Annotated in this window: 10 protein-coding genes and 1 tRNA gene; 7 read left to right on the forward strand and 4 right to left on the reverse strand. The window is 68.3% G+C overall.

Features of this window, described 5'->3' with window-relative positions; translation table 11 throughout:
* Positions 1-209 precede the first annotated feature (209 nt).
* The 4 genes from ABFX36_RS14585 (at position 210) to ABFX36_RS14600 (ending at position 5,052) form a co-directional block, all read left to right on the forward strand.
* A complete protein-coding gene (locus ABFX36_RS14585; RefSeq protein ID WP_231650322.1) occupies positions 210-719 on the forward strand; it encodes a MarR family winged helix-turn-helix transcriptional regulator in 510 nt (169 codons plus the stop codon).
* 27 nt (positions 720-746) lie between these two features.
* Complete coding sequence (locus tag ABFX36_RS14590) at positions 747-1,529, forward strand: carboxypeptidase regulatory-like domain-containing protein (RefSeq protein WP_346076955.1); 783 nt, start codon at positions 747-749, stop codon at positions 1,527-1,529.
* Between the two features lie 2 nt (positions 1,530-1,531).
* A complete protein-coding gene (locus ABFX36_RS14595) occupies positions 1,532-2,344 on the forward strand; it encodes a YceI family protein (RefSeq protein WP_346076957.1) in 813 nt (270 codons plus the stop codon).
* A 104-nt stretch (positions 2,345-2,448) separates the two neighbouring features.
* The gene (locus ABFX36_RS14600; protein WP_346076958.1) at positions 2,449-5,052 is read left to right on the forward strand and encodes an MFS transporter; all 2,604 of its coding nucleotides are present in this window, start codon (positions 2,449-2,451) and stop codon (positions 5,050-5,052) included.
* A gap of 61 nt (positions 5,053-5,113) precedes the next feature.
* On the opposite strand, the gene ABFX36_RS14605 is transcribed toward ABFX36_RS14600, so the two are convergent.
* The gene (locus ABFX36_RS14605; protein ID WP_346076960.1) at positions 5,114-6,469 is read right to left on the reverse strand and encodes a ClC family H(+)/Cl(-) exchange transporter; all 1,356 of its coding nucleotides are present in this window, start codon (positions 6,467-6,469) and stop codon (positions 5,114-5,116) included.
* 300 nt (positions 6,470-6,769) lie between these two features.
* On the opposite strand from ABFX36_RS14605, the gene ABFX36_RS14610 reads away from it, so the two are divergent.
* Positions 6,770-7,969: an IS481 family transposase gene (locus ABFX36_RS14610; RefSeq protein WP_346076962.1), complete on the forward strand. Its 1,200-nt coding sequence runs from the start codon at positions 6,770-6,772 to the stop codon at positions 7,967-7,969.
* Between the two features lie 43 nt (positions 7,970-8,012).
* On the opposite strand, the gene ABFX36_RS14615 is transcribed toward ABFX36_RS14610, so the two are convergent.
* Positions 8,013-8,098, reverse strand: a tRNA-Leu gene (locus ABFX36_RS14615).
* 92 nt (positions 8,099-8,190) lie between these two features.
* On the opposite strand from ABFX36_RS14615, the gene ABFX36_RS14620 reads away from it, so the two are divergent.
* Both ABFX36_RS14620 and ABFX36_RS14625 read left to right on the forward strand, forming a co-directional pair.
* Positions 8,191-9,522: a M20/M25/M40 family metallo-hydrolase gene (locus ABFX36_RS14620; protein ID WP_006894910.1), complete on the forward strand. Its 1,332-nt coding sequence runs from the start codon at positions 8,191-8,193 to the stop codon at positions 9,520-9,522.
* A 39-nt stretch (positions 9,523-9,561) separates the two neighbouring features.
* Positions 9,562-10,101 carry a YbhB/YbcL family Raf kinase inhibitor-like protein gene (locus tag ABFX36_RS14625; protein WP_006894911.1) on the forward strand — a complete coding sequence of 180 codons (540 nt, stop codon included), beginning with the start codon at positions 9,562-9,564 and terminating at the stop codon, positions 10,099-10,101.
* 18 nt (positions 10,102-10,119) lie between these two features.
* Here ABFX36_RS14625 and ABFX36_RS14630 read toward each other — a convergent pair whose 3' ends face one another.
* Both ABFX36_RS14630 and ABFX36_RS14635 read right to left on the reverse strand, forming a co-directional pair.
* Positions 10,120-11,220, reverse strand: coding sequence for a quinone-dependent dihydroorotate dehydrogenase (locus ABFX36_RS14630; protein WP_278127329.1), 1,101 nt, complete (start codon positions 11,218-11,220; stop codon positions 10,120-10,122).
* Between the two features lie 43 nt (positions 11,221-11,263).
* A complete protein-coding gene (locus ABFX36_RS14635; RefSeq protein WP_062367487.1) occupies positions 11,264-12,304 on the reverse strand; it encodes a YncE family protein in 1,041 nt (346 codons plus the stop codon).
* Positions 12,305-12,340 lie beyond the last annotated feature (36 nt).

The following is a 12,340-nucleotide window of genomic DNA, read 5'->3' on the forward strand; positions in this document are numbered from 1 at the left end:
AGCCTGAATGCTTGATCTCTGGCAACTTAAGTCTCTGAGCTTGCGCTTAGACGACGGCGGGCGCCGAGATGTCACGTGCGTCCGAATCGCCCGATCACGCAAGCCTTTGTTGCGGATCTCACATGCGCTGAACTTTTTGAACAGACCTCTTCCGGGTCTAGTCTGGCTGAGTATTACTTAACTGCAGTCAACTATCTAAATGTCGGAGCGTGCGAACAGTGACGGACAACGGCGCGGACCGTGAGGCCGGTGAGCACCGGATCGCCGACGGTGCGCTGATGTCGCTCTCGGTGATCCGCTTGACCCGCGCCGTGCGGCGCGGTGTCGGTCAGCAGCAGCTGACATCGTCGCAGGCGGCCACCCTGTGGGCCATCGCCGAGCTCGCCCCGGTGCGGCCCACCGATCTCGCGGAGCGGGAGAAGGTGACCACGGCGTCGATGTCGAAGAGCATCGCCTCGCTGGAGAGCGCGGGCCTGGTGTCGCGTACACCCGACCCGCACGACGGTCGAGTCAGCATGCTCGATCTGACGCCGGCCGGGCAGGCATACGTCCGGGACGCCAACTCGGAGCGGATCTCGTTGTACGAGACCGCCCTGAATCGGCTGCCGGAGTGCGAACGGGAATCGGTGGTCCGGTCGATCGCACTGTTCGCCGACACGATGTGTGAGCTGGTCACAGCCGGTGCGGCCCAGCCGTCCGCGCACCCGGCCGATCGTTGACTGCCTGAGAAACGAGGGAGGAACTCTGTGCGGAATGCAGTCGATGGACATTCTCGGCTGATTCGCGGCGCCGTCCGAGACGAGCGCGGCGGATCCGTCCCGGATGCCACCGTCACGGTGATCGACCAGCAGGGGAGTCAGGTCGCTGTCGCGTCAGCGCGGCACGACGGGTCGTTCACCGCCCACGTCGCGGCCGACGGCCAGTACGTGCTCGCCGCGTCGGCGACCGGGCACGAACCGGCGGCGGTGACGGCGATGATTGCCGGTGCCCCGATCCAGACGCAGATCGTGCTGTCCGCCCATTCCGCGCTCGGCGGTCTCGTCCGCGCCGCCGACGGCGCACCGATCGCCGGTGCCGTGGTGACCGCGACCGCCCCGTCCGGGCACGTGGTCGCGACGGCGGTCGCCGGCGCCGACGGCCGATGGGAACTGCGCGGCGTGGCCGAGGGCGGATACACGCTGGTGGTGAACGCGCCAGGGTTCGAGGCGACCGCCAGAACCGTCGCTCACACCGCGGGTTCCTCGCAGCCGGTGGTCGTCGAGATGCGCTCCGCCGTCGCTCTGTCCGGTCTGGTCACCGACGCGCACGGGGGAGTGATCGGCCACAGCCAGGTGTCGCTGCTGGCCGCCGACGGCTCAATGGCGGCCAGTGTGTTCAGCGACGAGGACGGGCGCTACAGCTTCACCGATCTCACCCCCGGCGACTACACGGTGCTGGCCAACGGTTACGCGCCGGTGGCCGCGACCGTCGACGTCCGGGCCGGACGATTCGTCAATCACGAGTTCGTCCTCGGCGTGCAGGGGCGGTGACCATGACCGCAAAGCTCACAGCACGCGTGGCGACTCCGGCGGGCCGCGGCATCGACACCGCCGTGGTGACCGTCATGTCGCAGGAGGGACAGCAGGCGGCGATCGTCAGGTCCGACGGCGACGGACACATTCGCGTCGACGACCTGGCCGCGGGGATGTACACCGTGGTCGCCGCCGCGGACGGCTTCCGGCCGGCCGCTCGCACCGCCGTCGTGTCCGGTCCCGGCGCGGTCGGTCTGGGCGAGGTCACTCTCGCCCGGGTCGGCGGATCGCCGACCCCCGAGGCCGGCCGCTGGGAGATCGACGGCTCGCATTCGACCATCGACATCAGCGTCCGTCACCTCGGGATCGCGACCGTCCGCGGCCGTTTCACCGAGTTCACGGGCACCATCGTCGTCGGCGACGATCCGGAGCAGTCGTCGGTGACGGCGGAGATCTCGACCGCCAGCATCGACACCGACAACCGGATGCGCGACGAGGTGCTGCGATCGAATGCGTTCTTCGACGCCGAGCGCTACCCGACGACCCTCTTCCACGCCGAGCGGGTGCGCCCGGCGTCCGACGAGACCTGGACGCTCGAGGGAACGCTGACCCTGCGTGACACCGCCGTCCCGGTCTCGCTCGAGCTGATATTCCTCGGGCAGACCGAGGACCCGTGGGGCGGCGTCCGCGCCGGCTTCCAAGCCACGGCGACCCTTCGGCGCCGTGACTTCGGGATCAGCTTCGACGACAAACTCGTCAGCGGAGCCGCGCAGATCGGCAACACCGCTCGCGTCCGGCTCGACATCCAGGCCGTCCGCTCGCCGGAGACGTGATCGACGCCTCCGCGGCGCACGGCCCACCCGATCTTCGGCGTAACCGTCGCAAGCACTGATTCAACGCAAGCACTGATTCACCGCATTAGTCCTGAAAGGTTCGCATGTCGACCAAAACAGTTGCAGACACCGCCGGCGGCACAGGCCCGGCCGGCGGTGCCCGCCAGCAGACCCTCGAAGAACTCGGTCCCAACTACAAGTGGATCGCGCTCTCCAACACCACCCTGGGCATGTTGATCGCCACGATCAACAGTTCCATCGTGCTGATCGCCCTGCCCGACATCTTCAAGGGCATCAACCTCAATCCCCTCGAACCCCAGAACACCAGCTACCTGCTGTGGATGATGATGGGTTTCCTCGTCGTCACCGCGGTCCTGGTGGTGAGCTTCGGCCGGCTCGGCGACATGTTCGGCCGGGCGCGCATGTACAACATGGGCTTCGCGGTGTTCACCGTCTCGTCCATCTTCCTGGCGATCACCTGGTTCGACGGGTCGCAGGCCGCCATCTGGCTGATCTTCTGGCGCGTCATCCAGGGTGTCGGCGGCGCCTTCCTGATGGCCAACTCATCGGCCATCCTCACCGACGCCTTCCCGGCCAACCAGCGCGGTCTGGCGATGGGCATCAACGGTGTCGCGGCGATCGCCGGCTCGTTCCTCGGCCTCCTGATCGGCGGCGTGCTGGCCCCGATCCAGTGGCACTACATCTTCCTCGTCTCCGTTCCGTTCGGCGTCGTGGGCACCATCTGGGCCTACCTGAAGCTGCGGGACACCGGCGAGCGCCGCAAGGCCAAGATGGACTGGTGGGGCAACCTCACCTTCGCCGTCGGCTTGATCGCGATCCTCGTCGGCATCACCTACGGCATCCAGCCGTACGGCTCATCGGACATGGGCTGGAGCAACCCCTGGGTGCTCGCCGCGCTGGTCGGCGGGGCCTTCGTCCTCGCGGTCTTCGTGTTCATCGAGATGCACGTCGACAGCCCGCTGTTCGAACTGTCGCTGTTCCGCAACCGGTCGTTCACCTTCGGCAACATCGCGAACCTGATGGCGTCCATCGGGCGCGGCGGTCTGCAGTTCATCCTCATTATCTGGCTGCAGGGCATCTGGCTGCCGCAGCACGGCTACGACTACTCGCAGACACCGCTGTGGGCGGGCATCTACATGGTTCCGATGACCGTGGGCTTCCTGGTCTCCGCGCCGGTGTCGGGCGCGCTCTCGGACAAGCTGGGCACCAAGTGGTTCACCACCCTCGGTCTGCTGATCACCGCGGGCACCTTCGCGGCCCTCATCGCCATCCCCGTCGACTTCGACTACTGGGTGTTCGCCGTGATCCTCGTGGTGAACGGCATCGGCATGGGCCTGTTCGCCTCCCCGAACCGTGCCGAAGTGATGAACAGCCTGCCGGTCACCTCGCGTGGCTCCGGTGCCGGGATGATGACGACCTTCCAGAACGCGGCGATGGTCCTGTCGATCGGTCTGTTCTTCTCGCTGATGATCGCGGGTCTCTCGAGCACGCTGCCGTCGGCGATGTTCGACGGTCTCACCGCCAACGGCATGCCCGCGCAACCCGCGCAGGCCATCGCCGGTCTGCCGACCGTGGGCATCTTGTTCGCCGCGTTCCTCGGCTACAACCCGATCCAGCAGGTCGGCGGCCAGGCGCTGAACGGACTGCCGCAGGCCAGCGTCGAGCATCTGACCGGACTGGACTTCTTCCCGCACCTGATCAGCGATCCGTTCGCGGACGGTCTCACCGCCGCGTTCACCTTCGCCCTGATCTGCTGCGTGCTCGGTGCGATCGCGTCGGTGTTCACCGGCGCCCGGAAGCCGCTGACGGCGAGCCATGAGACGGTCGGCGCCGAGATCGCCGCGGTCGCCGGAGACGCCGGTGTCGGATCGCCGGTCGCCCTCGTCGCCGAGACGCCGTCGGAGAGCTTCGCTTCCCCGTCGGGCGCTCAGCTGTCCGGAACCGTGACCGGTCCGGACGGTGCGCCGCTCGCCGGGGCGGCCATCACGGTCACCGACAGCGAAGGACGGCAGGCCGGCGGCGCGACCGTCGCCGAGGACGGTTCGTACCGAGTCGGCGGACTGGAGAGCGGGGCGTACACGGTCATCGCCACCGCGCCGGGACGCGGCCCCAAGGCCGTCGGTGTGTCGACTGTCGGGGACGTGGGACTGCGCCGGGACTTCTCGCTCTCGGGCGCAGCCGTGCTGACCGGACGCGTCCGCGACGCCCAGCGCCCGCTGCCCGCACGGCTGGTCGTGACCGATCAGACCGGTTCGGTGCTGGCCACCGCACAGGCCGGCTCGGACGGCGAGTTCTCGATCGGCGGCCTCACCGACGGCGACACCGTGGCGGTGACCGCCTCGGCGCCCGGCTACCAGGCGAGCAGCGAGTTGATGACCGCCGGAGACGCCGCGGCGATCGACATCGTGCTCGACGCCATCGGCGGCGTCCAGGGGTACGTGCGCGCCGCGGACGGCACTCCGCTTGCCGGAGCGACCGTGTCGGCGATCGGCTCGGATCGGACCATCGTCGCCACGGCCCGGACCGACGCCGACGGGCGCTACCGCATCGAGGGTCTCACCGACGACAGGTTCACCGTCGTCGCGAGCATGTACGAGCCGCGCGCGGTGCAGACCACGGTGACCGCCGACGGCGACAACACGCTCGACATCACGCTCGGAACCGGGGTCGGCAGCAGACAGGGCTGACCGCGGCAGACCCGGCACGCGGCGCGGGCGTCACCGATCTTCGGTGGCGTCCGCGCCGCTGTCAGTCGTGCGGGCGTACGGCGACGCCCGAGACGCCGATGTCGCGCAGGTATCGTTCGCGCAGTGCGTCGTAGACCGGCTTCGACCCGGCCAGCGAGGCGGTCGCGACACCGGCGGTCACCGCCACCGCCATGGGCACCGTCAGTGCCGTCACCGCGGTCATCTCCATCACCAGGACGATCGCGGTGAGGGGTACGCGGACCACCGCCGCGAACAAGGTGCTCATTCCGACCACCACCAGCGCAGGTGTCAGATCGCCGAAGGGCGCGTACAGCGCTTCGAGGATCCGGCCGAAGCCGGCTCCCGTCAGCGCTCCCAGTGCGAGCATCGGGGCGAAGAGACCGCCGGGCGCTCCGGTGCCGTAGGAGACCGGTCCGGTCACGAACCGCATGGCGATGATCGCGAGGATCATCCAGAATGCCGTCCGCTGGGCGTCGAGCAGCCGTTGGGCGAGGTCGTCGCCGCCACCGACCGCCGAGGGCACGGTGATCGCCAGGATGCCGATGCCCGCGCCGACGAGGGCGCCGAGAACCACCGCTGGCACTCTGATGCGCGCGGCGAGATCCACGAACAGGAGCAGCAGCCGACTGTAGACCACTCCGAGGGCGCCGACGAGGACACCGAAGACGAGGAAGACCCACAGACGGTCCGGCGACGGATTGTCGATCCCGCCCGCCCGGAAGTCGGGAGCGTCGCCGAGGATCAGACGGCTGCAGGCGACGGCAGCCGCCACCGCGGTGAGCGTCCACACCGCGTAGCGCAGCCGGATCTTCTTGGCGACCTCCTCGAAGGCGAAGAGCGCACCGCCGATCGGGGCGTTGAAGGCCACGGCGAGTCCGGCGCCGGCGGTGGCGGTCTGCATCACCCGGATCTCGTCCGACGTCGCACGGATCAGGCGTGCGGCGGCCGCGCCGATCGCCGCGCCCATGTGCACGGTGGGGCCCTCGCGGCCCAGCACCATTCCCGCGAAGCCCATGCTGAGCACGCCGCCGGCGAACCGGGCGGGGATCACCGACCACGGCGCGGCGGGCGCTTCATCGTCCTCGACGGCCTCCACCTGCTGGATGCCGCTGCCCGCGGCGAGGGGGATCCGTCGCACGATCGCCACCGCGGCGGCCGCGGAGGCCGCTGCCACGGCGATGACGATCAGCGCGCCGCCGAGTCCGTGATCACCGGACCAGTCGACCAGATCGGCGCGACGCTCCTCGGCCCACGAGAGAGTCCAGCGGAAGGCCCCGCCGACCAGCCCGGTCAGCGCGCCGGCGACGAGGGCGACACACGTGAGAAGCACCAGAACGCGGGTGCCGGGAAAATCGGAGTCTTCCGTCTTGCTCGCCGGGTCCCTGTCCACGCACATGACTGTATCGTCGTCCGGCCGCTCGCGGTCGCGCCGAACCGCAGCGGGCGCGACCACCGTCGAAGTCGAAAACGACGGCGGCGACATCGATTCGATCGATGTCGCCGCCGCCGGATAAGTGTGTCCGAGGGGGTGTGTGAGACTGCGACATCGTTGACACGTCTCATCGGGGGTTTTCCGCGCACATCGTTGACACCTGCGGCGCGACATCGTTGACGTTTTGGCCGCGGACATCGTTGACACCTGCAGCGCGACATCGTTGACAGTGACCTCGACGGTGAGCCGATGCCACGATCGGGCATGACAACCGAAGACAAACGACTGGTGATCGTCCGCGCGGTCCGCGACCAACACCTCACACCGACACAGGCTGCCGCGCGTTACCGAGTGTCCCGGCAGTGGGTGTACGAACTCCTCAAGCGATACGACCGCGAAGGACCCGCAGGTCTGGTGCCGCGCTCACGAGCTCCCCGTCATCGCCCCGGAACGACCCCGGCAGTGATCACCGACCGAATCATCGCACTGCGCCGACAACTGACCGCCGAAGGCAAAGACGCCGGACCAGCAACCATCGGATGGCACCTGCACAGGGAAGGACTGCAGGTGCCTGCGGCCTCGACGATCCGCCGCATCCTGCACGCCGCGGGCCTGATCACCCCAGAACCCCGCAAACGGCCCCGCAGTTCCTACATCCGCTTCGAAGCCGACCTGCCCAACGAATGCTGGCAAGCCGACATCACTCACTGGTACCTCGCCCACGGAGACCGGGTAGAGATCCTCGACTTTCTCGATGATCACTCTCGATTCCTGCTCCACATCAGCACGCAGAACGCATACACCGGAACAGATGTCGTCACCGTCATGAACGCACTGATCAACCAGTACGGGGCACCGTCATCGACCCTGACCGACAACGGGATGGTGTTCACCACCCGACTCACCGCACGCAACGCCGGCCGTAACGGCTTCGAGAAACTCCTCGAAGCCCACCACATCACCCAGAAGAACGGCTCACCCGGACACCCGCAGACACAAGGCAAGATCGAACGCTTCCACCAAACCCTCAAACGGTGGCTCCGCGCCCGCCCCCGACCCACCACCATCGAGGACCTACAAGCACATCTCAACGACTTCCGCACCTGGTACAACACCGACCGTCCGCACCGTTCGCTAGGCCGCCGCACACCCTGCCAGGCCTACACCGCGCTGGCGAAGGCACATCCGCAGACCACCACTGAACCAGAGTGGCGCACCCGGACCGACCGGATCGACAACCACGGCAAAGTCAGCCTCCGCTACGCCGGCCGCCTACGACACCTCGGAATGGGCCGAGCCAACATCGGCCAGCCAGTACTCATGCTGATCCACGACCACGACGTCATCACCACCCACGCAGAGACCGGCACAATCATCGCCACCCACCACATCGACGACACCCGCGACTACCAGCCGCCAGACAAGAACACACCGACAACCCGCGAACCCCCGGAAAAGCAATGAGTCGCGACATCGTGTGTAAACGATGTCGCGACTCATCACAGTGTGTCCGAGGGGGGACTTGAACCCCCACGTCCGTTAATAGGACACTAGCACCTCAAGCTAGCGCGTCTGCCATTCCGCCACTCGGACTTGTTCTGTTGTTCGTGCGCTCCGCACCGCTTTGCGCGGGATAACAATAACCACGGTTGCCCCCGTATCCCAAATCGCCTACGAATGAAGAGGTGACAGGCTTGCGAGCGACCGATGAAGTTGTCGATCTGGTGAGTGCGCTGATCCGATTCGACACGTCGAACACCGGACAGCCGGAGACCACCAAGGGGGAGGCGGAGTGCGCCAGATGGGTGGCGGCGCGGCTCGAGGAGGTCGGCTACGCCACCGAATACGTGGAGTCGGGCATGCCCGGACGCGGGAACGTGTTCGCGCGGTTGCCGGGCGCCGATCCGGACCGCGGTGCGCTGCTGATCCACGTGCATCTCGACGTGGTGCCCGCGGAGGCGGAGGACTGGAGCGTCCACCCGTTCTCCGGCGCCGTCCGCGACGGCTACGTCTGGGGCCGAGGCGCGGTCGACATGAAGGACATGGCCGGCATGGCGCTCGCACTGGCGCGCCAGTTCAAACGTGAGGGCACCGTTCCGCCGCGCGACATCGTCTTCGCCTTCCTGGCCGACGAGGAGGCCGGTGGCACGTGGGGATCGCACTGGCTGGTGCAGAACCGCCCCGATCTCTTCGAGGGCATCACCGAGGCCGTCGGGGAGGTCGGCGGGTTCTCCCTCACCGTCGACCGCCCGGACGGAGGTGTGCGGCGTCTGTATCTCGTGGAGACGGCCGAGAAGGGACTGTCGTGGATGCGGCTCACCTGCGACGCGCAGGCAGGCCACGGTTCGTTCCTCGCCGCCGAGAACGCGGTCACGGAGATCGCGACCGCGGTGGCCCGCATCGGCGCGCACCGCTTCCCGCTGGTGATGACCGAGTCGGTCCGGGAGTTCCTGGAGGCACTGTCGGAGGAGACCGGCCTCGATTTCAGTCCCGAGACGCCGGATCTGGAGTCCGCCCTGTTCAAGATCGGGAACATCGCCCGCATCATCGGCGCCACCCTCCGGGACACCGCGAACCCGACGATGCTGTCGGCCGGCTACAAGGCGAACGTCATTCCCCAGCACGCCGAGGCCGTCGTGGACTGCCGCGTGCTGCCCGGCAGGCAGGCCGAGTTCGAGCGCACGATCGACGAGTTGATCGGCCCCAAGGTGAAGCGCGAGTGGATCACCCACCTGGATCCCTACGAGACGCGGTTCGACGGCGATCTCGTCGACGCGATGAACGATGCGATCCTCGCGCACGACGAGGACGGCCGGACGGTGCCGTACATGCTCTCGGGCGGCACCGACGCGAAGGCCTTCGCGAAGCTCGGGATCCGGTGCTTCGGCTTCGCTCCGCTTCGGCTGCCTCCCGAACTCGATTTCGCCGCGCTCTTTCACGGCGTCGACGAACGCGTGCCCGTAGACTCGATCGTGTTCGGTACCAAGGTTTTCGAGCATTTTCTCCGCAACTGCTGACGACAACGGCCGGGTGCGGACAGTCGAAAGGATGCGATAGTGACGACATACGACCCGTATGACGCGTTACCCCAGTTGCCGGCGATCACGGTGACATCGAGCGACTTCGCCGAGGGCCAGACCCTCCCGACGCCGCAGGTCTCGGGGATCTTCGGCGCGGGCGGAGACGACGTCTCCCCGCAGCTGAGCTGGTCGGGTTTCCCCGCCGAGACCAAGAGCTTCGTCGTGACGTGTTTCGATCCGGACGCTCCCACGGCTTCCGGCTTCTGGCACTGGGCCGTCGCCGACATCCCGGCGTCGGTGACCTCGCTGCCGACGGGCGCCGGGTCGCCGGGGTCGGCGGATCTGCCCGCCGGTGCCGTGACGCTCAACAACGATGCGAGCCTCAAGCAGTTCATCGGTGCCGGTCCGCCTCCCGGTCACGGTCCGCACCGCTACATGTTCGCCGTGCACGCCGTCGACACCGAATCGTTGGAACTGCCCGCCGAGGCGACTCCGGCCTTCCTCGGCTTCAACCTCTACTCGCGCGCGATCGCGCGCGGGATCCTCACCGGCGTCTTCGAACAGCCCGCCGAGTAGGGCGCGCCGCCGGGCGGCTCACTGCGCCGCGGAGCCGACGGCTTCGCGGATCGAGGAGTAGCCGCCCGCGCGCAGCCGCGCAGCGATGCCCTCGTGCAGTTCCCGGAGACGGACCGGTCCGCCGTAGATGAATCCGGTGTACATCTGAAGCAGGTCGGCGCCGGCGCAGATGCGTTCCCACGCCTGGTCGACGGTCTCGATCCCGCCGACGCTGACCAGCGCCACCCGGCCGCCCACTCGTCGGTACAGGCGGCGCAACACCTCCAGCGACCGGTCGGCGACCGGCGGTCCGGAGAGTCCGCCCGCGCCGCAGGCCTCGACCTCGGCCCGCGGAGTCACAAGGGAATCGCGCCGGATGGTCGTGTTGGTGGCGACGATGCCGGCGACGCCCAGCTCGACGGCGAGGTCGGCGACGGCGTCGACGTCCTCGTCCGACAGATCGGGTGCGATCTTCACCAGCACCGGCTTGTCGACCACATCCAGGACCGTCGCGAGGATCGGCCGCAGCGAGTCGACGGCCTGCAGGTCGCGCAGTCCAGGAGTGTTCGGCGAGCTGACGTTCACGACCACGAAGTCCGCCAGGGGCCCGAGTGTCCGGGCGCTGTGCCGGTAGTCGTCGACGGCATCCTCGACCGGAACCACCTTGGTCTTGCCGATGTTCGCGCCGATCGGGACCCGGACCGGTCCGGGCCGGGGCTGAGCCAGCGCGCGGGCCGCGGTGTCCGCACCGGGATTGTTGAAGCCCATCCGGTTGATCAGCGCCCGATCGGCGGGCAGCCGGAACAGACGGGGAGCGGGGTTGCCCGGCTGCGCCTGACCGGTGATGGTGCCGATCTCGGCGAATCCGAAGCCCATCTGCCCCCACGCGTTGACGCTCGACGCGTTCTTGTCGAAGCCGGCGGCCAGTCCGATCGGTGCGGGGAACGAGACCCCGAAGACCTCGTTGCGGAGAATCGGGTCATCGGTGGCGAAGAGCTTCGCCATCAGCGATCGCACTCCCGGCGCGTAGCCGCAGCGGCGGATCACCTGAGCGGTGATCGCGTGGATCCGCTCGGGGTCGAGCAGGAACATGACCTTCAAGACCAGCGGGTAGAGGATCCGGTTCAGTGTGCTGAGCATCGTGAGAGCCTTCGTCGTGAGTGCGAGGTCGGGTACGGGGCGGTCACCGGACCGCATCGGCCGCGATCACTTGGAGTGAGCCGTCGCGGCCCGAGGCCGCCAGAAGTGAACCACTGACCGGGTCGACGTCCATCGAGGTGACCTGCGGGACGCTCGCGAACCGGTGCTTCTCGATGACCTCTCCGGTGGAGACGTCATAGGCGGCGATCTCATTGGTGGCAGTGCTGGAGACCCACAGCAGGTTGCGACGGTTGTCGAAGGCCAGCGCGTACGGGCTGTCGGCGACCGGAGCCCGCATGCGCATCACGATCGGCTGCCCGTAGAACGCGTACACCTCGTTGTTGCGGGTACCGGCCACCAGCACCCGGCCGTATCGATCGACGATGGAGGTGGTCGCCCCGTCGCCGGCGCGCAGCGCCGCCTTGAGTTCCCCCGAGTCGATGTCGACCGGGGTGACCGCCGACTGCGCCCGATCGAGGACCACGACCTGCCCGGCACGATCGCCGGCGGTCGCAGGTGCCACGGTGATGTCGTCGACGCGGACGAACCCGCCGATGTCGCGCTGTTGTTGTCCGTCGCGGTCGAGCACCAGCACGTGGCCGCGGTCGGTGCCGACCAGCGTCCGGCCGTCCTCGGTGGTCGCCACCGACAGTGCGCCGGGCAGATCCGCCTTCGTCACAGTCACCGAGCCGGCGGGATCGATGCGGACGATCCCGCTCTCTCCGGCACCGACGAAACCGTCGCCGGAGGCGGTGAGCGCGGCGAGACCGGGCACCGGAACCGAGGTCGGCGCGGGCGCACCCGGGGCGCCCGGATCGGTGAAGATCTGCACGGTTCGGCCGTCGTTCGACAGCAGCGCGACCCGCGACTGCTGACCGTGCCCGGCCACCACGGCGCGTGCGGCGTCCGCGGCGACGACCGCGCCCGCCGGGCGGGCGGCGTCGGCCGGGGATTCGGCAGGTGTCGCGGGTGTGACAGTCGGCACATTCTGTGCGGAGCCGTCGTCGGACTGACCGCAGGCGGTGAGGGCGGAGGCCGTGGCCACGGCCACGAGCAGGGCGGTGAGTCGGGTTCGCGCGCGCATGACACCATCTTGCGCGATGCCGATGTGTGACCCGTT

Source organism: Gordonia cholesterolivorans, from assembly GCF_039531975.1.
Classification (GTDB): Bacteria; Actinomycetota; Actinomycetes; order Mycobacteriales; family Mycobacteriaceae; genus Gordonia; species Gordonia sihwensis.